The following is a 23,406-nucleotide window of genomic DNA, read 5'->3' as shown; positions in this document are numbered from 1 at the left end:
AAAATGAAAAAGGTTTTGCTTGTAACGGCGAGCTTGGTCGCCCTTGGCGCCGCTGCGCCCGCGGTCGCTGCGGATCTGGCTGCGCGTCCTTATACGAAGGCTCCGCCGGTGGTTGCCGCCATCTATGACTGGAGCGGCTTCTACATCGGCGTCAACGGCGGCTGGGGCTCGAGCCACAACACCTGGACCAACGTGTCGGACTTCGGTTTCCCCGTCGGCGAGGGTTCCCATGATTCGACCGGCGGCACGGTCGGTGGTCAGGTCGGCTATCGCTGGCAGACTGGCAACTGGGTGTTCGGCGTGGAAGCGCAGGGCAACTGGGCCGACTTCAGCGGCTCCAACGCCAGCAATGCCCTGTTGGTCACCAACCGCACCAAGATCGACGCCTTCGGCCTGTTCACCGGCCAGGTCGGTTACGCCTGGAACAACGTCCTGCTCTACGTGAAGGGCGGTGGAGCGGTCGTCAACAGCAAGCATGAGGGCTTGTTCCTCGGTGTGGTCGGCGACAGCGTGGAAAAGACCCGTTGGGGTGGCAGCATTGGTGCAGGCCTCGAATTCGCGTTCGCTCCGGGCTGGTCGGCTGGCGTCGAGTACAACCACTTGTTCCTCGACACCGAGCGCAACACCTTCGTCAACCCGGGCTTCGGCGTCACGCGTATCGACGACATCAAGCAGGACGCCGACCTCGTCACCGTCCGCCTGAACTACAAGTTCGGCTTCGGTGGCGCTCCGCTCATCGGCAAGTACTGATCCTCGCGAAACCAACGCGGCACAATCAGCCCCGGGCGATCTGCCCGGGGCTTTTTTCTTGGTTTGCCTGCGATCGGCTCCTGATCATTCTCGCCGCGCGGCGCGAAAATGCCGCGATCGCGGCGCATCCCCAACGCCCCGCTGAAATCCGACGTGCAATGTCCGAGATGCGAAGCCGGTTACCGCCGCATCGAGGTCGATTCGCTTCCCGGTCAGCCGGGGGAATTCCGTTGCCTCGTCTGCAATGAAATCCTCGAGCGCTACAGCGAGGAGCCCTACGTCGCTCACAGGCTGACGGTCCAACCGGAAAAAGTGTTCGGATGACCTTGCCGGTTGCGGCCGCGCATTAACCACCCGCTTCATTCGCGTTCGATTCTCCGCGGCAGCCCGACGGCTCGGCCTTGACTCCATGAACAAATAAGGAACAATGTTCCTCGTATGTTCTCATCAAGGAGACGACCGATGTTGAAGATTTTCGTCGAAGAGGCGGCGGCGCTGGCATCGATCACGCTGTTCATTGGAATGATCGCGGTCTGGGCGCAGTTGATTCCGCAGTTCTGAGTGGGAGGAGGGCGCATCGATTTCGTCGGCCGCCATCGGTTGCCATCCCTTGGGGAAAAGCGGGACGCCGCATCACGATGGCGCGTTCGGCGTGGACTCCGGGGATCGGACGCATCACCATTGAATGGCGAGTCGGGATCGGCGGCCATGTGCCCAGGCCCGGCGGTTGCGTTCCTCCATCAAACCAAGGCCGTTCGAATCACCCATGCCCAGTGCCGGATTCGTCCATCTTCACGTTCATTCGGCCTATTCGCTGCTGAAGGGTTCGATCAAGATCGCCAAGCTCGGCGAGCTCGCCAAGGCGGACCGCCAGCCGGCGCTGGCGCTGACCGACACCGACAACATGTTCGGGGCGCTGGAATTCTCCGACAAGATGGCCGGCTATGGCATCCAGCCTATTGTCGGCTGTGAGCTCGCGATCGATTTCGGCGACGTCGATCCGAATTCGCGCAGTGTGCTGGCCGGCGCTCCGGCCCGAATCGTGCTGCTCGCCGCGCGCGAACGCGGCTATCGCAGCCTGATGCGGCTGAACTCGCGGGCGTTCCTGGAGACGCCCGTCCACCAGTTGCCGCATATCAAGTTCGACTGGCTGACGGACGATGCCGAGGACCTGATCGCGCTGACCGGCGGTCCGGACGGGCCGATCACGCTTGCGTTCGCGGCCGATCAAGCGAGCCTTGCCGCCACGCGTTGCGACCGGCTGGCAAGCCTGTTCGGCGACCGCCTCTATATCGAGCTGCAGCGCCACGGCATCGACAAAGAGCGCCGCACCGAGGCCGGCCTGATCGATCTTGCCTATACGAAGGGGCTGCCGCTGGTTGCGACCAACGAGCCCTATTTCGCGAGCACCGACGACTACGAGGCCCACGATGCGCTGCTGTGCATTGCCGGCGGCCGGCTGATCGCAGAGACCGATCGCGAGCAGCTCACGCCCGACCACCGCTTCAAGACGCGCGCCGAGATGGCGGTGCTGTTTGCGGATATTCCGGAAGCCCTGGCGTCGACGGTCGAGATCGCCGAGCGCTGCTCGTTTCGGCCGAGGACACGCAAGCCGATCTTGCCGCGCTTCACGGTCGGCGCCGGATCGGCCTCCGATGCGGCAAGCGAGGAGGCGGCGGAGCTGATGCGCCAGGCCGAGGAGGGGCTCGCGAGGCGTCTGCGGATCCACGGCTTGTCGCCGGGCATCACGGAAGAGGACTATCAGAAGCGTCTCGCCTTCGAGATCGACGTCATCAACCGCATGAACTATGCGGGCTACTTCCTGATCGTCTCCGACTTCATCAAATGGGCCAAGGCCCACGACATCCCGGTCGGGCCGGGCCGTGGCTCCGGCGCAGGCTCGCTGGTTGCCTGGGCGCTGACGATCACCGATCTTGATCCGATCCGATTCGGGCTGCTGTTCGAGCGCTTCCTCAATCCCGAACGCGTGTCGATGCCGGACTTCGACATCGACTTCTGCCAGGATCGTCGCGGCGAGGTGATCTCCTATGTGCAGGAGCGCTACGGCCGCGACCAGGTGGCGCAGATCATCACCTTCGGTACGCTGCAGGCGCGCGGCGTGCTGCGCGACGTCGGCCGTGTGCTGCAGATGCCCTATGGCCAGGTCGACAAGCTAACCAAGCTGGTGCCGCAAAATCCCGCCGCGCCCGTGACGCTGGCGCAGGCGATCGAGGGCGAACCCAAGCTGCAGGCTTTCCGCGACGAGGATCCGGTGGTCGCGCGCGCCTTCGACATCGCGCAGCGCCTGGAAGGTCTGACGCGGCACGCGTCGACCCACGCCGCCGGTATCGTGATCGGCGACCGCCCCTTGAGCGAGCTCGTGCCGCTCTACCGCGATCCCAAATCCGACATGCCGGTGACCCAGTTCAACATGAAATGGGTCGAGCCGGCGGGGCTTGTGAAGTTCGACTTCCTCGGCCTGAAGACGCTGACGGTGCTTGATGTTGCCGTGAGGCTGCTCAAGCAGCGCGATGTGCATGTCGATCTGGCGACGCTGCCGATCGACGATGCCGAAAGTTACCAGATGCTGGCGCGGGGCGATGTGGTCGGCGTGTTCCAGGTTGAAAGCCAGGGCATGCGGCGCGCGCTGATCGACATGCGGCCGGACCGTTTCGAGGACATCATCGCGCTGGTGGCGCTGTATCGCCCCGGCCCGATGGCCAACATCCCGACCTATTGCGCGCGCAAGCACGGCGACGAAGAGCCGGAATATCTGCATCCGATCCTGGAGCCGATCCTGAAAGAGACGTTCGGCGTCATCATCTACCAGGAGCAGGTGATGCAGATCGCGCAGCAGATGGCGGGCTACACGCTCGGCCAAGCCGACCTGTTGCGCCGCGCCATGGGCAAGAAGATTCGCGCCGAGATGGAGAAGCAGCGCGAGATCTTCGTCGCCGGCGCGGTCAAGAATGGCGTGCCGAAAGGGCAGGCGGAGACGATCTTCGAACTGCTCGCCAAGTTCGCCGACTACGGCTTCAACAAGAGCCACGCCGCGGCCTATGCGCTGGTCTCCTATCAGACCGCCTATATGAAGGCGCATTATCCCGTGGAGTTCCTGGCAGCGTCGATGACGCTCGAACTCAACAATACGGACAAGCTCTCCGAATTCCGTGCCGAGGCACAGCGGCTGGGGATCAAGGTCGAGCCGCCCGACGTCAATCGTTCCGGCGCAACGTTCGATGTCGGCGACAAGACGATCTACTACGCATTGGCCGCGCTGAAAGGCGTCGGTCTGCAGGCGGTCGAGCAGATCGTGGAGGAGCGGCGCAAGGGGGCCTTCACATCGCTGGCCGATTTCGCGGCGCGCGTGAGCCCGCGCGCAATCAATAAGCGCATCATCGAAAGCCTCGCCGCCGCCGGCGCCTTCGATTCGCTCGACCCGAACCGGGCCCGCGTCTTCGCCGGCGCCGATGCGATCCTCGCCGCCTGCCAGCGGAGCCATGAGGCCGCGACATCGGGCCAGAACGATATGTTTGGCGGGCTTTCGGACGCGCCGAGCATCGTGCTGCCGCAGGTCGAGCCGTGGCTGCCGGCGGATCGGCTGCGACGCGAATACGACGCCATCGGATTCTTCCTCTCGGGTCACCCGCTCGATGACTACGCCACAGCTTTGAAGCGATTGCGCGTGCAATCCTGGGCCGAGTTCTCGCGCGCGGTCAAAACCGGTGCGACCGCCGGCAAGGTCGCGGCAACGGTGGTGTCGCGCATGGAGCGGCGCACCAAGACCGGCAACAAGATGGGCATCATGGGCCTGTCTGATCCCACCGGCCATTTCGAGGCGGTGCTGTTTTCCGAAGGATTGGCGCAATACCGCGACGTGCTGGAGCCGGGCGCAGCCGTGCTGCTGCAGCTCGGCGCCGAGCTGCAGGGCGAGGACGTCCGCGCCCGCGTGCTGCATGCCGAGCCGCTCGATGCCGCAGCCGCCAAGACGCAAAAGGGCCTGCGCATCTTCCTGCGCGACACCAAGCCGCTGGACTCGATCGCCAAGCGGCTTCAGCCGGGCAACGGCACCGGTGGCGATGTCGCGCTGGTGCTGCGGCTCGATCTGGAGACCGAGGTCGAATTCAAGCTCGAAGGCCGCTTCCAGGTATCCCCGCAGATCGCCGGCGCAATCAAGGCGGTGACCGGCGTCGAGATGGTCGAAACGCTGTGAGCGCCGGATTGCGGATCCAACGCCACCGACGGCGCGGCGGATTGCATTCTTCACAGATTCGGTTGTTGAACCGAGATAAGTGATTGCTGCCATTGGGAAATGGTGTCGCCGCCGAGATGTCGAGGAAATGGGCGTGCGAATCGTCGCCAATCGCCTAAAGCCGCCAGGCGCCCCCAAATCCGCCCATATTTCCTTGCTTCTGGCGGAAATCGCGCTATACAGCGCGCCATCTCACACGGAAACATGGCTCTAGAAGGCCGTCCGGTGGCAGCCGGGCCGACAAGGCTCGCTTGCTCACACGTTTCCGGAGGAACCAACCGGAGAATCAAAACGATGTCGGTACCCGATTTCACCATGCGTCAGCTTTTGGAAGCTGGCGTGCACTTTGGCCACCAGGCCCACCGCTGGAACCCGAAAATGGCGGAGTACATTTTCGGCGCCCGCAACAACATCCATATCATCGATCTCGCCCAGACCGTGCCGATGCTGCACCGTGCGTTGCAGGCGGTCAGCGATACCGTCGCCAAGGGCGGCCGTATCCTGTTCGTCGGCACCAAGCGGCAGGCGCAGGACGGGGTCGCGGATGCGGCCAAGCGCTCGGCGCAGTATTTCGTCAATTCGCGCTGGCTCGGCGGCACGCTGACCAACTGGAAGACGATCTCGGCCTCGATCAAGCGGCTGCGCCATCTGGACGAGGTGCTCTCGTCCGGCGAAGCCAATTCCTACACCAAGAAGGAACGGCTGACGCTGCAGCGCGAGCGCGACAAGCTTGACCGTTCGCTCGGCGGCATCAAGGACATGGGCGGCCTGCCCGACATGATCTTTGTGATCGACACCAACAAGGAAGACATCGCGATCCAGGAAGCGCAGCGGCTCAACATCCCTGTCGCCGCGATCGTCGACACCAATTCGGACCCGAAGGGCATCACCTATGTGGTGCCGGGCAATGACGACGCCGGCCGGGCGATTTCGCTCTATTGCGACCTGGTCGCGCGGGCCGCGATCGACGGCATCTCGCGCGCGCAGGGCGATGCCGGCATCGATATCGGCGCCTCCGTCCAGCCGGAACAGGAAGAACTCCCGGCGCCGTCGGCGACGACCGGCTTCCAGGGTCTGCCGGGGCCGCGTGGCACTGCCGACAACCTCAAGAAGCTCACCGGTGTGTCGGGCACCATCGAGAAGAAGCTCAATGACCTCGGCGTCTTCCACTACTGGCAGCTCGCCGAGCTCGATCACGACACCGCCCACAAGATCGGCGAACAGGTCGGTCTGCCGAGCCGTGCCGACGCTTGGGTCGCCCAGGCCAAGGCGCTTACCGCGGAAGCGGAATAACCTGAACGGCCGCGTGGCCGGACCTTTCCGGCCAGCGCTTCAATTCCCAGATCAAGGCATTCCCTGTCGCTGACGGCGGCGCCCTAAGGGCGCCGCCGCGCTTCACAGGCAAGAAGGAATTCAATGATGGCAACGATCACAGCAGCGATGGTCAAGGACCTGCGCGAGTCGACCGGCGCGGGAATGATGGATTGCAAGGCGGCGCTGACCGAGGCCGCCGGCGACATGCAGGCCGCGCAGGACTGGCTGCGCAAGAAGGGCCTGTCGAAGGCCGCCAAGAAGGCCGGTCGCGTTGCCGCCGAGGGCCTGATCGGCGCCCTGACCCAGGGCACCAAGGGCGTCGTCGTCGAGGTCAATTCCGAGACCGACTTCGTCGCGCGCAACGATCAATTCCAGGGCCTGGTCAAGATGGTCGCCCAGGTCGCGCTCGAGGTCGGCGCCGACGTCGAGAAGATCAAGGCGGCCAAGGTCGGCGACGTCACTGTTGAGGCTGCGATCAACGATGCGATTGCGACCATCGGCGAGAACATGACGCTGCGCCGCGCGGCTTCGCTCGAGGTCGGCAAGGGCGTGGTGTCGAGCTACGTCCACAACGCAGTCATCGAGGGCGCCGGCAAGATGGGCGTGATCGTGGCGCTGGAATCGGCCGGCAAGACCGATGAGCTTGCCCTGCTCGGCCGCCAGCTCGCCATGCATGTCGCCGCGGCCAACCCGCAGGCGATCGATCCCGCCGGGCTCGATCCTGACGTCGTCCGGCGCGAGAAAGATGTGCTGGCCGACAAGTACCGTCAGCAGGGCAAGCCCGAGAACGTGATCGAGAAGATCGTCGAGTCCGGCCTGAAGACCTTCTACAAGGAAGTCTGCCTGCTGGAGCAGGCTTTCATCCACGATAGCGGAAAGTCCGTGGCGCAGGCGGTCAAGGAAGCTGAGGGCAAGGTCGGCGGTCCGGTGAAGATTGCCGGTTTTGTGCGCTATGCTCTTGGTGAGGGAATCGAGAAGCAGGAATCCGATTTCGCAGCCGAAGTCGCGGCGGCCAGCGGCAAGAAGTAACCGCGTGGGTCGAACGGTTCCGGCGCCATCGTGCCGGAACCTGCTTGCGCGGGATGAGGGAGCATCATGGCTGAGCCGGTCTATCGTCGCGTGGTGATCAAGCTTTCAGGCGAATACCTCGCCGGCAGCCAATCCTTCGGCATCGACCAGCCCACCATCGACCGCATCGCCGACGACCTGATCGCGGCGCGCCATCTCGGCACTGAGATTGCGGTCGTGGTCGGCGGCGGCAATATGGTACGCGGCGTGCAGGTGTCGTCCCATGGCGTGTCCCGCACCACCGGCGACACCATGGGCATGCTGGCGACCGTCATGAACTGCCTCGCGCTGGAATCGGCGGTCGAGCGCAAGGGCACGCCGGCGCGCACCCTGTCAGCCTTCGTGATGCCGGAAATCTCCGAATTGTTCACCCGCAGTGCGGCGCACAAATACCTCGCCGAGGGCAAGATCATCCTGCTCGGTGGTGGAACCGGCAATCCGTTCTTCACCACCGATACCACCGCGGTCCTGCGCGCGGCCGAGATCGGCGCGGACGCGGTCTTGAAGGCCACCAATGTCGACGGCGTCTACAGCGCCGATCCCAAGAAGGACCCGTCGGCCAAACGTTTCGATCGCCTGACGCATTCGCAGGCGATTGCCGGCGGTTACAAGGTCATGGACGCGACCGCATTCGCGCTTGCCCGCGAGACGTCGCTGCCTATCATTGTGTTTTCGATCGCCGAGCCTGGTTCGATCGGCGCCATCCTGCGCGGCACGGGCCACGGTACGGTCGTCGCCGGCTGACGCTTGGGCGTTGCGGCAAGGCGGTTGGTTTCTCGAGCATGATCCGGAAAAGTGGAAACCGGTTTTCCGCAGAGATCATGCTCAAACGAAGTGATTAGATCGTGATCCGATCCGACCTGATCGGACGCTGATGCAGAGGAAGGGAGAGCGTCATGCCCACGCCTGGTTTTGACATCAACGAAGTAAAGCGCCGTATGCAAGGTGCGACCCAGTCCCTCAAGCACGAATTGGGCGGCCTGCGTACCGGCCGTGCCGCGGCGTCGATGCTGGAGCCGGTCCAGGTCGAGGCCTATGGCTCGCATATGCCGCTCAACCAGCTCGCTACCGTCAGCGTGCCCGAGCCGCGGCTGCTCTCGGTGCAGGTCTGGGACAAGACGATGGTCAAGGCGGTGGAGAAGGCGATCGTCGATTCGAATCTCGGCCTCTCGCCCGCGACCGAAGGCCAGGTGTTGCGGCTGCGTATTCCCGAACTCAACGCCGAGCGTCGCAAGGAACTCGTCAAGGTCGCGCATAAATATGCGGAAGCGGCCAAGGTGGCGGTCCGCCATGTCCGCCGCGACGGGCTCGATGTCGTCAAGAAGCTCGAGAAGAATCACGAGATCTCCGAGGACGATCAGGAGCGGCTCGCCGCCGAGGTGCAGAAGGCGACCGACGGCGTGATCGCCGAGATCGATCAGTTGCTGGCGGCCAAGGAAAAGGAAATCCTGACCGTTTGATTTGGACAGCGCCAATGTCGAACGCCCCCGCACCTGCAACTGCCGGACCGGATCGAACCGGCAGTCCGTTGCATGTGGCGATCATCATGGACGGCAACGGGCGCTGGGCGGCGGCACGCGGCCTGCCGCGCGCGGAGGGACATCGGCGCGGCGTGGAGGCGTTGCGCCGGGTGGTGCGGGCCTCGCACGAACTCGGCATCCTCTATCTCACCATCTTCTCGTTCTCGTCGGAGAACTGGTCGCGTCCGACGACCGAGATCGGCGATCTCTTCGGCCTGTTGCGCCGCTTCATCCGCAACGATCTGGCGACGTTGCACCGGGACGGGGTGAGGGTGCGCGTCATCGGCGAGCGCGAGGGACTCGATCCGGATATCTGCGCGCTGCTCAACGAAGCAGAAGAGCTGACCAGGGCAAACACCAAGCTCAATCTCGTCGTCGCCTTCAATTATGGCTCGCGCCAGGAGATCGCCGGCGCCGCGCGGCGGCTGGCGCGGGAGGTGGCGGAAGGAAGGCGCGATCCCGCATCGATCGATGCCGACACACTCGGGCAATATCTCGGCACGCCCGACATTCCCGACCCCGATCTGATCATCCGCACCAGCGGCGAACAGCGGCTGTCGAATTTCCTGATGTGGCAGGCGGCCTATAGCGAGCTCGTGTTTGTGCCGATCCATTGGCCGGACTTCGACAAGGCGGCGCTGGAAAGTGCGATCGCCGAATACGCCAGACGCGAGCGCCGCTTCGGCGGTCTGGCTGCGAAAACCGCATCGTGACCCAAGATAAAGCCGCACCCGCGGCAAGGAGCGAGCCGTCCTCGCGCAATCTCTTGATGCGCATCATCGCGGCGCTGGTCTTGGCGCCGGTTGCGATTGCAATCGCCTATGCGGGCGGTGTTCTCTGGACGCTTCTGGTCACGCTCGCCGCGATCGGCCTCTATGTCGAATGGCTGATGGTCATTGGCGCCGGACACACGCTGCGCATGACCATGGCCGGTGCGCTTGCGCTGGCGGGCGCTGGGCTCTGTCTCGGGGCAGGGCGGCTTGACGCCGCGGTATCGGTGCTGGCGATCGGGCTGATCGTGATCGCTGTGATTTCATCCGAGCAACGTCGGTGGACGATCGCTGGATTTTGTTACGCCGCCGTCGCGGAAGTCGCCTCGGTCCTGCTGCGGCAGGATCCGGAAGAAGGCTTTGTGGCGCTGCTGTTCGTGTTGTTGGTCGTCTGGGCGACCGACATCGGCGGCTATTTCGCCGGTCGCAGCATTGGGGGCCCAAAACTCTGGCCACGGGTCAGCCCGAAGAAGACCTGGGCGGGCGCGGTCGGCAGCTTCGTCGGTAGTCTCGTCGTCGCGGCGGGTTTTGCGGTGTTCGGCCTCGGCGCGGTTGTGCCGCTGCTGGTCTTGGGCGCGGTGCTCTCGGTGGTTTCCCAGTTCGGCGATCTCTTCGAGTCCGCAGTGAAGCGGCGGTTCGGCGTGAAGGATTCCAGCCATCTCATTCCCGGCCATGGCGGGCTGATGGACCGGCTGGACGGCTTCGTCGCCGCGGTTGCCGTTGCCGCAATTTTTGGCTTCTTGCGGGGCGGCGCGGATGGCGTCGGCCGCGGTCTTATGGTTTGGTGAGAAAATGAGTGCTGTCCCATTGCGAAACAACAAGGCTGCGGCCTCCGCGGTCCGCACGGTGACCGTGCTGGGCGCCACCGGCTCGATCGGCGACAGCACCATGGACTTGCTGCGCGGTGCGCGCGACCGTTTCCGCGTCGAGGCGCTGACCGCCAACGGCAATGCGCAGGCCCTGGCCAAGCTCGCCCGGGAATTCAACGTGCGTTTTGCGGCCGTGGCCGATCCGAGCAAGTTGTCCGAATTGAAGGATGCGCTGGCGGGCACCCGTATCGAATGCGGCGCCGGCGACAGCGCGATCATCGAGGCGGCCGCACGGCCGGCGGATTGGGTGATGGCGGCGGTCAGTGGCGCAGCGGGCCTGAAGCCCGCGCTCGCGGCGGTCGATCGCGGAGCGACGGTCGCGCTCGCCAACAAGGAATGCCTGGTCTGCGCCGGCGATTTTTTCATGCAGCGCGCGCTGAAGGCGGGCGCCTGCATCCTGCCGGCCGATTCCGAGCATAACGCGCTGTTTCAGGCGCTGAGCTCCGGCAATCGCGAGGAGCTGGTGCGGGTGATCATCACCGCTTCCGGCGGTCCGTTTCGCACCTGGGCTCCCGCCGACATCGAGCAAGCCACCCTCGAGCAGGCGCTGAAGCATCCGAACTGGAGCATGGGCCAGAAGATCACGATCGACTCGGCCTCGATGATGAACAAGGGGCTCGAGGTGATCGAGGCCTCCTATCTGTTCGCGCTGACACCGGATCAGATCGACGTGCTCGTGCATCCGCAGTCGATCATCCATGGCATGGTGGAGTTCTCGGACCGTTCGGTGGTCGCCCAGCTCGGGACGCCCGACATGCGGATTCCGATCGCGCATTGCCTCGGTTGGCCCGATCGCATAGTCGGGCCGTCAGCCAAGCTCGACCTGGCCAAGATCGGCCAGTTGACCTTCGAGGCGCCGGATTTCGAGCGGTTCCCGGGGCTACGGCTGGCTTACGAATCGTTAAGGACCGGTCGGGGCGCGACCACGGTATATAATGCAGCCAATGAGGTGGCGGTTGCCGCCTTCATTGCCGGCAAGATCAAGTTCGGCGCGATCGCGCGGCTGGTGGAGGCGACCCTGGACGACTGGATCAGGTCCGGCAATCTGGCGCCTCTGACATCGGCAGATGATGCGATTTCCGTTGACCATAACGCGAGAAATAGGGCTGCCTCCCTATTGCCTCAAATTGCCTTAAAGGCATCTTAGAGGGTTGGAACCGGGCCTGTTGCCCTGGTTGAGGGGAACTGAATGACCGAGTTTTTCGTACATGGTTTCAACACGTTGAGCCACGGGCTCGTCGGTTATGTGGTTCCCTTCCTATTTGTCCTGACCATCGTCGTCTTCTTTCACGAGCTCGGCCATTTCCTGGTCGCCCGCTGGGTCGGCGTCAGGGTGTTGACCTTCTCGCTCGGCTTCGGGCCGGAGCTGTTCGGCTTCAACGACCGGCATGGCACGCGCTGGAAGCTCTCCGCGATTCCGCTCGGCGGCTATGTCAAATTCTTCGGCGATGACAGTGAAGCTTCCACGCCCTCGACCGAGACCCTCTCGGGCATGACGGCGGAGGAGCGGAAGGGCAGCTTCCATCACAAAAAGGTCGCGCCGCGCGCGGCGATCGTCGCCGCCGGCCCGATTGCCAATTTCATCCTGGCGATCGTGATCTTCACCTGCCTGTTCACCTTCTTCGGCAAGCCGAGCACCACGGCGCAGGTCGATAAGGTCGAGCCGGGAAGTGCCGCGGCGGTCGCCGGTTTCCAGGTCGGTGACGTCATCACCGCGATCGACGGTACTACGATCGGCAGCTTCTCGGACATGCAGCGGGTCGTCAGCATCCACGGCGGCGATCAGCTGACTTTCACCGTCAAACGCAGCGGTTCCACGATCCAGTTGCAGGCGACGCCTGAGCTTCGCGACATCAAGGATCCCTTCGGGAACACCCACCGACAGGGCATCCTGGGAATCACCCGCGCCACCGCTCCGGGCGAGCAAGTGACCGAGCGGGTCGATCCCGCCACCGCGCTCTGGCTCGGGGTGAAGGAGACCTGGTTCGTGGTCGATCGGACACTGTCCTATATCGGCGGTGTGTTCACCGGGCGCGAGGCGGCAAACCAGGTCGGCGGGCCGCTTGGGATCGCGCGAATCTCGGGCCAGGTCGCCAGCATCGGCATTGCCGCTCTGATTCACCTTGCCGCCGTGCTCTCGATCTCGATCGGGCTTCTCAACCTGTTCCCGGTACCGCTGCTCGATGGCGGTCACCTTCTGTTCTATGCGGTCGAGGCGATCCGCGGCCGGCCGTTGTCTGAACGCGCTCAGGAAATGGGGTTCCGAATCGGCCTCGCTCTGGTGCTAATGCTGATGGTGTTCGCGACCTACAACGACATTCTCCATCTCGCGGCATCGTGAAACGGCTTTTTTGTGGCGTTGCCTAACGGCAACGTCTTGGAATGAAAATGGAATTGCACAGCCGTCAGTCGGTTGCCGACGTAACAAAATTGGCTACAAGCTGTGCAGCAAGGTTGGGAATCTGCCGGTCCGTTGGGGAACGGGCCGGCCGTGGAATGATAAGGGCGCGGTGCGCATGATTGTTGGAATGCGAGTGCGGGGGGGCTTGCTTGCCGCTCTGATCATGTTCGCTGTGCCGGTAGCTGCCTCGCTGGCGGCAATGTTTGTGTCTGCGCCTGCCGTTGCGCAGACGGTGGAATCGATCACGGTGGAGGGGAACCGCCGTGTCGAGGTCGAGACCATCCGCTCCTACTTCAAGCCGGGTCCGGGCGGGCGCCTGAGCCAGGCTGACATCGACGATGGCCTGAAGGCGCTGATCGAGACCGGCCTGTTCCAGGACGTTCGAATCACGCCCGCCGGCGGCCGGATCGTCGTCACCGTGGTCGAAAACCCCGTGATCGGCCGCATCGCCTTTGAGGGCAACAAGAAGATCAAGGACGACCAGCTTTCGGCTGAAATCCAGTCGAAGCCGCGCGGTACCTTCTCGCGCCCGATGGTGCAGTCCGATGCCCAGCGTATCGTCGAAATCTACCGCCGTTCTGGCCGCTATGACGTGCGCGTCAACCCGGAGATCATCGAGCAGCCGAACAACCGCGTCGACCTGATCTTCACCATCACCGAAGGCCAGAAGACCGGTGTCCGGTCGATCGAGTTCATCGGCAACAATTACTATTCCTCTTATCGCCTGCGCGACGTCATCAAGACCCGCGAATCAAACCTGCTGAGCTTCCTCGGCGGCGCCGACACCTACGATCCCGATCGGGTCGAGGCCGACCGCGACCTGATTCGCCGTTTCTACCTCAAGCACGGCTTCGCCGACGTGCAGGTGGTGGCCGCGCTGACCGAATACGATCCCGAAAAGAAGGGCTTCCTCGTCACCTTCAAGATCGAGGAGGGACAGCAGTATCGGGTGGCGTCCGTCAGCTACCAGTCTTCGATCGCGACGCTGGATCCGAACTCGCTGAGCTCGTTCTCGCGTGTTTCCGTCGGCTCTCTATACAACGCCGAGGCGCTGGAGAAATCGGTTGAGGAAATGCAGATCGAAGCCTCGCGGCGCGGCTACGCCTTCGCCGTCGTGCGGCCGCGCGGCGATCGCAATTTCGAGAATCACACGGTCTCGATCGTGTTCGCCGTGGACGAGGGCCCGCGGACCTATATCGAGCGTATCAATATTCGCGGCAATACCCGCACCCGCGACTACGTGATCCGCCGCGAGTTCGATCTCTCCGAGGGTGACGCCTACAACCGCGCCCTGGTCGACCGCGCCGAGCGGCGGCTGAAGAACCTCGACTTCTTCAAGAGCGTGAAGATCACCACCGAGCCGGGCTCGTCCAGCGACCGCGTCGTCCTGGTCGTCGATCTCGAGGAGAAGTCGACCGGCGACTTCTCGGTCTCGGGCGGCTATTCGACCACGGACGGTGCGCTCGCCGAAGTCAGTATCTCGGAACGCAACTTCCTGGGACGAGGCCTGTTTGCGAAGGCGTCGGTGACCTACGGACAATATGCGCGCGGCTACTCGCTGTCGTTCGTCGAGCCGTATTTGCTCGACTATCGCGTCGCGCTCGGTCTCGACCTGTACCAGCGCCAGCAACTCGCAAACAGCTACATTTCGTACGGTACCGAAACGCTCGGCTTCAGCCCGCGGCTAGGCTTCAGCCTGCGTGAAGACCTCGCGTTGCAGCTCCGCTACTCGATCTATCAGCAGAAGATCAGCCTGCCGTACCAGCTCGCGAACTGTAACAACAATCCCAACAACGGCCTGCTTGCCTTCAACCCGTCGCCGGCCTTCGCGCAATTGAACGGAATTCCTGCGGGAGGCACTGCTACGGCTGGGGGCCAGAGCGCCACCGACAGCTCCGGACTCGGCCTGTGGTGCTACAGCGACGGCGAAGCTTCGCTGCCGGTCCGCAAGGAGTTGCAGGGCGGCAAGACGCTCACGTCGGCGCTCGGCTACTCGCTCAACTACAACACGCTCGACAACAACAAGAACCCGACGGACGGCCTGCTGGTCGACTTCAAGCAGGACTTCGCCGGCGTCGGTGGCGACGTCAGCTACATCAAGTCCGCGATCGACGTGAAGTACTACACCCCGCTGGTCGCCGATATCGTCGGCCTGATCCATGCCCAGGGTGGTATTCTCAACCAGGTCGGCAACGATCAGATCCGGATGCTCGACCACTTCCAGATGGGTCCGAACCTGGTCCGCGGTTTTGCTCCGAACGGCATTGGTCCGCGCGACATCAACCCGTTCGGCACGATGGACGCGCTCGGCGGCACCAAGTACTGGGGCGTGTCGGCGGAATTGCAGATGCCGTTCTGGTTCCTGCCGAAGGAAGTCGGGCTCAAGGGGTCGATCTATGCTGACGCCGGTGGTCTCTATGACTACAAGGGACCGACGTCGTGGGCGCAGACGGGCGAGGTCAACGTGCCGGGCTGCATTCCGCCAACTGTCGGCAATGGGGTGGTCCCGTCCAATCCTGGAACCTGCCTCGGACTGCAGTACGATAATGGTAACGTCGTCCGCACCTCGGTCGGTGTCGGCCTGATCTGGCAATCGCCGTTCGGTCCGCTGCGGTTCGACTACGCGGTCCCACTTACCAAGGGTCAGTTCGATCGCGTGCAGCAATTCAAGTTTGGCGGCGGAACATCGTTCTAACCGCGATCGTCGGCCGCACTGCGACGGATGGAATGGCGCTGCCGATCTTCTTCAAGAGTCCCCCTTCGTCGACGCTGGCTGACATCGCCGCGTTGACGAAGGCGCATTTGGTCGATCCCGCCAGGGGCGATCATGTGATCAAGGGGCTTGCCTCGCTCGACGAGGCTGGCCCGATGCATCTGACGTTTTTCGACAATCTCAAATATGTCGACCAGCTCGCCGCAACCAAGGCCGGCGCTTGTCTGGTCAGCCCGCGCTTCGAGGCGGACGTGCCTGCCCATGTGGCCGTGTTGCGGGCCGCAAAGCCGTTCCACGCCTTCGTGCAACTGGCCCGGCAATGGCACAGCGACGCGCTCAGGCCGGGCTCGTGGTTCGGTGTCGAAGGCATCGCGCCGTCGGCGATCATCGACCCCACGGCGCATCTGGAGGACGGCGTGATCGTCGACCCGTTGGCCGTGATCGGGGCCAGGGTCGAGATCGGTTCGGGGACTGTCGTCGGGGCGGGCGCCGTGATCGGGGCCGATGTCAAGATCGGACGCGACTGCAATGTCGGCGCCAAGACGACGATCCAGAACACGCTGATCGGCAACAACGTGCTGATCCATCCCGGCTGCAACATCGGCCAGGACGGCTACGGCTTCATCTTCTTCGGGCCCGACGGCCATCTGAAGGTGCCGCAGACCGGTCGGGTCCTGATCCAGAACAATGTCGAGATCGGCGCCGGTTCCACCATCGACCGCGGTAGCCTGCGTGACACCGTGATCGGCGAGGGTACTAAAGTCGACAACCAGGTCCAGATCGGCCACAATGTGACCATCGGCAGGCACTGCTTGTTGGCGGCCCAGATCGGGCTCGCGGGCAGCCTGACCATTGGCGACAATGTCGCGCTGGGCGCCAAGGTGGGCATCAACAACCATCTGAAGATCGGCGACGGCGCCCAGGTCACCGCGATGAGTGCCGTGAAGGACGACATTCCAGCCAACGGCCGCTGGGGCGGTCACTTTGCCAAACCGACCAAACAGTGGTTTAGGGAGATCCTTGCGGTGGAGCGCCTGGTGCGTGACGGTGCGCCGAATTCGAAAGGCGAGGAAAGGGAGTGATGGAGGAGTCACCGGTCAGGTTCGAGCTTGTGGACATCAACGACATCCTCAAGACGCTGCCGCACCGCTATCCGATGTTGTTGATCGACCGGGTCATCAACATCCGCGCCGACTATAGCGGCATCGGGGTCAAGAACGTCACGTACAACGAACCATCGTTCCTCGGGCATTTTCCCGAACGTCCCGTCTATCCCGGCGTGATGATGATCGAGGCCATGGCGCAGACTGCCGGCGTGATCGGCATCAAGTCGGTGGAGGGCACCGAGAAGCCGCGCGCGGTCTACTTCCTCACCATCGACAAGTGCAAATTCCGTAAGCCCGTGATGCCCGGCGACACCATCGAGTACCACATGCGCTCGATCGGCCGCCGCAAGACCATGTGGTGGTTTCACGGCGACGCCAAGGTCAACGGTCAGATCGTCGCCGAAGCCGATGTCGGCGCGATGCTGACGGATTGATCGGCTCGGCGCGCCTTCAATCTTCGTCCCGTGTACCGCGCGCTGCAATATGCAGTCATCATACGTCACTGGACATGCCGGGCAATGTCGCGCTAACAGCCGGAAAATTCGATTGTTTAGCGCGCTTGCGCATCAACCAGTAGCGGGCCTGTCGTAATGAGCATGATCGATCCCACCGCGCGGATTGCGGATGGCGCCGTGATCGGCGAGAGCACCTCGATCGGCCCCTATTGCATCATCGGCCCCAACGTCGCGATCGGCGCGAACTGCAAGCTTGATGCGCATGTGACCGTCTCCGGCCATACGTCGATCGGCGCGGAATGCGTGATCTCGCCGTTTGCGGTGCTGGGCGGACCGCCGCAGGATCTGAGCTACCGCGGAGAGCCGACGCGGCTTGAGATCGGCACCGGCTGCACCATCCGCGAAGGTGTGACGATGAACATCGGCACGGTGAAAGGCGGCGGGCTGACGCGCGTCGGCGACCGCGGCTATTTCATGAACAACAGCCATGTCGGTCATGACTGCATGGTCGGCAATGATGTGATCTTTGCGACATCAGCCACGCTTGGCGGTCACTGCGAGATCGGGGACTTCGTCTATATCGGCGGGCTTTCGGCCGTGCACCAGTTCACCCGGATCGGGCGACAGGTGATGGTCGGTGGCGTCTGCGGCGTGCGCGACGACATCATCCCGTTCGGCCTCGCCAACGGCCAGTATGCCGTGCTCGAAGGTCTCAACATCATCGGCATGAAGCGCCGCAAGTTCACCAGGGAGCGGCTGGTGACCGTCCGCGCCTTCTACCAGAAGCTATTCCATGGCGAGGGCGTCTTCGCCGAGCGATTGGCCGCGGTGCAGCCGCTGGCCGCCGAGGATCCGGCGATCGCCGAAATCCTCGCCTTCATCGGCAAAGGCAAGCGGCCGCTCTGTCTTCCGGCTGTCGACGGCAAGCACTGATGCGAGGGGCGCCCGAGCCATGACGTCAGCGGCTCCAGCGATTTCCTCTCCAGTTGGCGTCATCGCAGGCGGCGGCACCATGCCGTTTGCGGTTGCGGAGTCGCTTGCCAAACGCGGTATCGCGCCGGTGCTGTTCGCATTGCGCGGTGCGTGCGATCCGGTCCGTGTCGAGGGTTTCCGCCACCGCTGGATTTCGGTCGGCCAGCTCGGGCGGGCGACCAGATTGTTTCGCGAGGAGGGCTGCCGCGACCTGATCTTCATCGGCACCTTGATGCGGCCGGCGCTGTCGGAAATCCGGCTGGATCTGAAGACGCTCCGTGTTCTCGCAAACGTCATCCGCGCGTTTCGAGGCGGTGACGATCATCTGCTATCGGGGGTGGGCCGCATTCTCGAGCAGGATGGATTTCGCATGGTCGGGATCAAGGATGTCGCCCCGGATCTGCTGATGCCCGCAGGTTGCATCACGCGCACGACGCCGGCTGGCAACGCCAGCGCCGACATTGCAAGGGGGCGCGAGGTGCTTGCCGCGCTCGGTCCGTTCGACATCGGCCAGGCTGCGGTTGTGATCGACGGGCATGTGGTCGCGGTCGAGGACATCGAGGGCACCGACGGGCTTCTGGCGCGTGTGGCGCGGCTGCGTGCCGACGGCCGCATCCGTGCCCCGAGCGGTCGCGGCGTGCTGGTGAAGGCGCCCAAGAGCAGCCAGGATCTGCGCTACGATCTGCCGACAGTCGGGCCGCGCACGGTCGAGGGCGCCGCGAAAGCGGGCCTTGCCGGGATTGCCGTCATTGCCGGCAATACGCTTGCCGCCGAACCGCAGGCGATGATCGAGGCTGCGGACGCAAGACGGCTGTTCGTCGTCGGTGTGCCAAGCTGATGCACGGCCGCGCCCCAGACATCACGCGCAAGATCTTCCTGATCGCGACGGAGGAATCCGGCGATCGCCTCGGGGCGGCGCTGATGAAGGTGCTGCGCCAGCGGCTCGGCGATGCCGTGCAGTTTGCCGGCGTCGGCGGCCGCATGATGGCGCGCGAGGGCCTCACGTCGCTGTTTCCGATCGAAGAACTTTCGATTGTCGGCCTTGCCGCTGTTGTGCAGCAGTTGCCGAAAATCCTGCGATTGATCCGACACGCTACGGATGCCGTGATCGATGCGGCGCCGGACGTGCTGGTCATCATCGACAGCCCCGACTTCACCCATCGCGTCGCCCGTCGCGTCCGGGCGCGCAATCCTACCATTCCGATCGTCGACTATGTGTCGCCGTCGGTCTGGGCCTGGCGACCGGGCAGGGCGCGCGCGATGCTCGGCTATGTCGATCACGTGCTGGCGCTGTTGCCGTTCGAGCCGGAAGAATATCGCAAGCTGCGCGGGCCGCCCTGCAGCTATGTCGGCCATCCCCTGACCGAGCAGTTTGCCTCGCTGCGGCCGAACGACGAGGAAGCAAAGCGGCGCGATGCGCAGCCGCCGGTCCTGCTGGTGCTGCCCGGGAGCCGGCGCAGCGAGATCAGGCATCACCTCGCGCTGTTCGGCGAAACGCTGGCGCAATTGCGCGCAAGCGGCGTTGTGTTCGAGCCGGTCCTTCCGACCATGCCGCATCTGGAAGCTGTGATCCGCGAGGGTGTGCAGGGCTGGCAGGTCAAGCCGCAGATCGTGGTCGGCGAGAGCGAGAAGCGCGCCGCGTTCAGGATCGCACATGCCGCGTTCGCCAAATCCGGCACCGTGACGCTGGAGCTGGCGCTGTCAGGCGTTCCGATGGTGACGGCCTACCGCGTCGGCGCCATCGAGGCCTTCATCCTGCGCCGCGCGATCCGCGTGCCATCGGTGATCCTGGCCAATCTCGTGATCGGCCGGGAGGTGATCCCGGAATTCCTGCAGGAGAACGCGACGCCCGAAAAGCTGTCGCAGGCGCTCGGCGAGGTGCTCGCGGATTCCGCGCTGCGCCGCAGCCAGATCGAGGCCTTCGCCACGATGGACGCGATCATGTCGACCGGCGACCAGCCGCCAAGCGTTCGCGCCGCCGACATCGTGCTGGCGACAATGCGGAACGGCCGGCAGACGAACTAAATTAGCCCGTCGTTCAAGACACCCGGCCAGCACGCCGGCATCTGGTTCGTCTTCATCCATCCCTATGAGCCTTACGGTCGGTCGCGCTCGAGCCGTGCTTGGCCCCAAGCAAGGCTCCGCAGCTTATTGCAGTTGCGACTTAGTTGCATGAAGCTTGCCTAGCGGAACCGCTTATGTCAATCCTGATTGCGAGTAGCTCGCAACTGGGGTGGGGCGACTGTGGGAGTGCGGCGTAAGATCGACGATTTAAGAGTGGTCCGCAATGAAATTGCAAATGCATCGCAATTGCATCTCCCTGGTTCCAGTCGACGATCCCAGGTGTCAGTGGTGGTGGGCTTGGTGGCTGCGTTTCTGGTTTCCGCGCCTGCCGCCGCTGACGACGCCGCTTCGCTGAACGGCATTCCCCCGTCGTCGATGGCGACCAGCCTGCCGGACGAGGGCGATCCCACCGGCGTGCGCAAATGGCTCGCGGAACGCGGGATCAGTTATGGGCTGATCTACACCGGCGAAGCGTTGCGCAATCTGTCCGGAGGCGTGCGGCGCGGTGGGCTCTATGAGGGCAAGCTCGAGGCCTTCGTCGCGGCCGACCTGGAGAAGCTCGCGGGGTGGTCAGGGCTGGGTTTCTTCGCCAACGCCTTCCAGATTCATCATACGGCGGGGCTGCGCGACCAGCATTTCGAGAGCCTGATCACGATCAGCAACATCGAGGCTGTTCCGTCGACACGGTTGTCCGAGCTATGGCTGGAGCAGAAATTGTTCGACGATCGCTTCAGCATCCGCCTCGGCCAGCTTGCGGCGGACACCGAGTTCTTCGTCAGCGACTACAGCAAGACGCTCATCAGCAGCGATTGGCCGACAATCGCCGGCGGCAATTTGCCGAGTGGCGGTCCCGCTTATCCTCTCGCAACGCCCGGCATCCGGCTGAAATTCGATCCCAGCCCGAGCTGGACGACCCTGGTCGGATTGTTCAACGGCGATCCAGGCGGGCAGGCGACCGTCAATCGCGCCGGCACCAATTTCCGCGTGAACGATCCGCCCTTGCTGATGGGGGAATTGCAGTATCGCTACAATCAGGACAAGGATTCGCGCGGGCTGGCCGGCACGCTGCGGCTTGGCGGATGGCACCATTTCGGGATGTTCGCGGACATGAGGTTCGACGATGCCGGCCTTTCGCAGGCGAGCCCGTTCAGCAGCGGGAACGCTCGTCTGTTTCGCGGGTCGAGCGGCATCTACGGCATCATTGATCAGCAGATCTGGCGCCCCGAGGGCGGGGATGCCGCAAGCGGCATCGCCGTGTTCAGCCGGATCTCGGGCACTCCATCGGATCGCAACCTGATCGACTTCTTCGTCGACACCGGAATCGTGTTCTCAGGACTGCTGCCCGGCAGACCTGACGACAAGTTCGGAGCGTCGTTCATCTGCGCGCATATATCCGATCGGGCGCGCGCGCTCGATCGCGACATCATCGACCTGACTGGAGTCCATCAGCCGCTTAGAGATTTCGAGCTCACGATTGAGCTCTCCTACCAGGCTCAGATCAAGCCAGGCTGGACGCTTCAGCCTGTCTTTGAATACATCGTCCATCCCGGTGGACACGTTCCCGATCCGATCTTGCCGAATTCGCCGGTGAAGAGCGGGGCACTGATCGGCGTACGCAGCACGATCGCGTATTAGCGAGCCGTCGGCGGCGGAGATCGCAGCCCGCGGCAAACAAAACGGCGCCATCAGAACGATGGCGCCGCCTCGAATTTCGCAGAAAGCTTGAAGCTTACTTCCGCTTGTCGATCGGGACGTATTCGCGGCGGGCGACGCCGGTGTAGAGCTGGCGCGGACGGCCGATCTTCTGCTGCGGATCTTCGATCATCTCGCTCCACTGGCTGATCCAGCCGACGGTGCGGGCGACCGCGAACAGCACGGTGAACATGTCGACCGGGAAACCCATCGCCTTCAGCGTGATGCCCGAATAGAAGTCCACGTTCGGATAGAGCTTGCGGTCGATGAAGTACTGGTCGCTGAGCGCGATCTTCTCCAGCTCCATCGCCACCTTCAGCATCGGATCGTCGCCGTGACCGGTCTCCTTCAGCACGGCATGACACATCTTCTGCATGATCTTGGCGCGTGGATCGTAGTTCTTGTAGACGCGGTGGCCAAAGCCCATCAGGCGGACTTCGCTGTTCTTGTCCTTCACCTTGGCGATGAAGTCCGGAATGTTCTCGACCTTACCGATGCCGTACAGCATGTTCAGCGCGGCTTCGTTGGCGCCGCCATGCGCCGGGCCCCACAGGCAGGCGATGCCGGCCGCGATGCAGGCGAACGGGTTGGCGCCCGAAGAGCCGGCGATGCGCACCGTGGAGGTCGACGCATTCTGCTCGTGGTCGGCGTGCAGGATGAAGATCTTCTCCAGCGCGTCGGCGAGCACCGGGTTGATCTTGTATTCCTCGCAAGGCACGCCGAAGCACATATTGAGGAAGTTCTCGGCGAACTTCAGCGAGTTCTTCGGATACATGAAGGGCTGGCCGATGGTGTATTTGTAGGCCATCGCCGCCAGCGTCGGGATCTTCGCGATCATGCGCATGGAAGCGATCATGCGCTGCTGCGGATCATTGATGTCGGTGGAGTCGTGGTAGAACGCGGCGAGTGCGCCGACGGCAGCGACCATGATCGCCATCGGATGGGCGTCGCGGCGGAAGCCCTGGAAGAAGCGCGCCATCTGTTCGTGCACCATCGTATGATGGGTGACGCGGTAGTCGAAATCCTTCTTTTGCGCCGGAGTCGGAAGCTCCCCGTAGAGCAGGAGATAGCAGGTCTCCAGGAAGTCGCCGTGCTCGGCGAGTTGCTCGATCGGATAGCCGCGGTATTCGAGGATACCGGCGTCGCCGTCGATGTAGGTGATCTTGGACTGGCAGCTCCCCGTCGAGGTGAAGCCCGGGTCGTAGGTGAACACGCCGGCCTGGTTGTACAGCTTGCCGATGTCGATGACATCAGGGCCGACGGTGCCACTCAGGATCGGGAAATCGTAGGTCTTGTTGCCGATCGTGAGGGTAGCTGTTTTGCTGCTGGATTGTGCGTCCATCGTGTAGTCCCCGATGAATTTGTTGCGAAAATCGAGCCTGCCCGAGTTGCCGTTTCTACGGCGGATGTCGGGACAAGCCGGATTGTCTAGAAGGCCTCGCGGAATGCGTAGCTTATTG

Annotated in this window: 18 protein-coding genes; 17 read left to right on the top strand and 1 reads right to left on the bottom strand. The window is 63.6% G+C overall.

What is annotated here, in order from left to right:
* The first annotated feature begins 3 nt into the window (after nucleotides 1-3).
* The 17 genes from ACZIRK_RS26715 to ACZIRK_RS26635 all read left to right on the top strand — a co-directional run bounded on the left by ACZIRK_RS26715 (nucleotide 4) and on the right by ACZIRK_RS26635 (nucleotide 21,889).
* Complete coding sequence (locus ACZIRK_RS26715; RefSeq protein ID WP_130226897.1) at nucleotides 4-750, top strand: outer membrane protein; 747 nt, start codon at nucleotides 4-6, stop codon at nucleotides 748-750.
* Between the two features lie 766 nt (nucleotides 751-1,516).
* Nucleotides 1,517-4,963 carry a DNA polymerase III subunit alpha gene (gene dnaE / locus ACZIRK_RS26710; protein ID WP_463328388.1) on the top strand — a complete coding sequence of 1,149 codons (3,447 nt, stop codon included), beginning with the start codon at nucleotides 1,517-1,519 and terminating at the stop codon, nucleotides 4,961-4,963.
* Between the two features lie 333 nt (nucleotides 4,964-5,296).
* Nucleotides 5,297-6,295 carry a 30S ribosomal protein S2 gene (locus ACZIRK_RS26705; protein WP_130229724.1) on the top strand — a complete coding sequence of 333 codons (999 nt, stop codon included), beginning with the start codon at nucleotides 5,297-5,299 and terminating at the stop codon, nucleotides 6,293-6,295.
* A 126-nt stretch (nucleotides 6,296-6,421) separates the two neighbouring features.
* Entirely contained in the window at nucleotides 6,422-7,345 is a 924-nt protein-coding gene (gene tsf, locus ACZIRK_RS26700) for a translation elongation factor Ts (protein ID WP_130229725.1), read from the top strand.
* 66 nt (nucleotides 7,346-7,411) lie between these two features.
* Entirely contained in the window at nucleotides 7,412-8,128 is a 717-nt protein-coding gene (gene pyrH, locus ACZIRK_RS26695; RefSeq protein WP_028162759.1) for a UMP kinase, read from the top strand.
* 152 nt (nucleotides 8,129-8,280) lie between these two features.
* On the top strand, nucleotides 8,281-8,844 hold the full coding sequence (frr, locus tag ACZIRK_RS26690) for a ribosome recycling factor (RefSeq protein ID WP_130229726.1): 564 nt from the start codon (nucleotides 8,281-8,283) through the stop codon (nucleotides 8,842-8,844).
* A 14-nt stretch (nucleotides 8,845-8,858) separates the two neighbouring features.
* Nucleotides 8,859-9,617: an isoprenyl transferase gene (locus ACZIRK_RS26685; RefSeq protein ID WP_130229727.1), complete on the top strand. Its 759-nt coding sequence runs from the start codon at nucleotides 8,859-8,861 to the stop codon at nucleotides 9,615-9,617.
* Nucleotides 9,614-10,462: a phosphatidate cytidylyltransferase gene (locus ACZIRK_RS26680; protein WP_130229728.1), complete on the top strand. Its 849-nt coding sequence runs from the start codon at nucleotides 9,614-9,616 to the stop codon at nucleotides 10,460-10,462. The genes ACZIRK_RS26685 and ACZIRK_RS26680 overlap by 4 nt, the downstream gene beginning before the upstream one ends.
* A gap of 4 nt (nucleotides 10,463-10,466) precedes the next feature.
* A complete protein-coding gene (gene dxr, locus ACZIRK_RS26675; RefSeq protein WP_028162755.1) occupies nucleotides 10,467-11,690 on the top strand; it encodes a 1-deoxy-D-xylulose-5-phosphate reductoisomerase in 1,224 nt (407 codons plus the stop codon).
* 42 nt (nucleotides 11,691-11,732) lie between these two features.
* Nucleotides 11,733-12,884 (top strand): RIP metalloprotease RseP, encoded by a 1,152-nt coding sequence (gene rseP, locus ACZIRK_RS26670; protein ID WP_130229730.1) that lies wholly within the window; start codon nucleotides 11,733-11,735, stop codon nucleotides 12,882-12,884.
* A 175-nt stretch (nucleotides 12,885-13,059) separates the two neighbouring features.
* On the top strand, nucleotides 13,060-15,639 hold the full coding sequence (gene bamA / locus ACZIRK_RS26665) for an outer membrane protein assembly factor BamA (protein ID WP_130229731.1): 2,580 nt from the start codon (nucleotides 13,060-13,062) through the stop codon (nucleotides 15,637-15,639).
* A gap of 32 nt (nucleotides 15,640-15,671) precedes the next feature.
* On the top strand, nucleotides 15,672-16,739 hold the full coding sequence (gene lpxD, locus ACZIRK_RS26660; protein WP_028162752.1) for a UDP-3-O-(3-hydroxymyristoyl)glucosamine N-acyltransferase: 1,068 nt from the start codon (nucleotides 15,672-15,674) through the stop codon (nucleotides 16,737-16,739).
* Nucleotides 16,739-17,197 carry a 3-hydroxyacyl-ACP dehydratase FabZ gene (gene fabZ, locus ACZIRK_RS26655; RefSeq protein ID WP_028162751.1) on the top strand — a complete coding sequence of 153 codons (459 nt, stop codon included), beginning with the start codon at nucleotides 16,739-16,741 and terminating at the stop codon, nucleotides 17,195-17,197. Before lpxD ends, fabZ begins: the two co-directional genes overlap by 1 nt.
* A 156-nt stretch (nucleotides 17,198-17,353) precedes the next feature.
* Nucleotides 17,354-18,151, top strand: a complete 798-nt coding sequence (gene lpxA / locus ACZIRK_RS26650) for an acyl-ACP--UDP-N-acetylglucosamine O-acyltransferase (RefSeq protein ID WP_130229733.1) — start codon at nucleotides 17,354-17,356, stop codon at nucleotides 18,149-18,151.
* A gap of 19 nt (nucleotides 18,152-18,170) precedes the next feature.
* Nucleotides 18,171-19,028, top strand: a complete 858-nt coding sequence (locus ACZIRK_RS26645) for an LpxI family protein (RefSeq protein WP_130229734.1) — start codon at nucleotides 18,171-18,173, stop codon at nucleotides 19,026-19,028.
* Nucleotides 19,028-20,215 carry a lipid-A-disaccharide synthase gene (gene lpxB, locus ACZIRK_RS26640; protein ID WP_165435554.1) on the top strand — a complete coding sequence of 396 codons (1,188 nt, stop codon included), beginning with the start codon at nucleotides 19,028-19,030 and terminating at the stop codon, nucleotides 20,213-20,215. Before ACZIRK_RS26645 ends, lpxB begins: the two co-directional genes overlap by 1 nt.
* A gap of 339 nt (nucleotides 20,216-20,554) precedes the next feature.
* Nucleotides 20,555-21,889: a carbohydrate porin gene (locus ACZIRK_RS26635; RefSeq protein ID WP_245475042.1), complete on the top strand. Its 1,335-nt coding sequence runs from the start codon at nucleotides 20,555-20,557 to the stop codon at nucleotides 21,887-21,889.
* Between the two features lie 94 nt (nucleotides 21,890-21,983).
* Here the strand turns inward: ACZIRK_RS26635 and gltA are convergent, their stop codons facing one another.
* Nucleotides 21,984-23,288, bottom strand: coding sequence for a citrate synthase (gltA, locus tag ACZIRK_RS26630; protein WP_028162745.1), 1,305 nt, complete (start codon nucleotides 23,286-23,288; stop codon nucleotides 21,984-21,986).
* Between the last annotated feature and the right edge of the window lie 118 nt (nucleotides 23,289-23,406).

This window comes from Bradyrhizobium sp. Leo114 (assembly GCF_055229415.2).
This window is presented reverse-complemented; position numbering and strand designations above follow the sequence as displayed.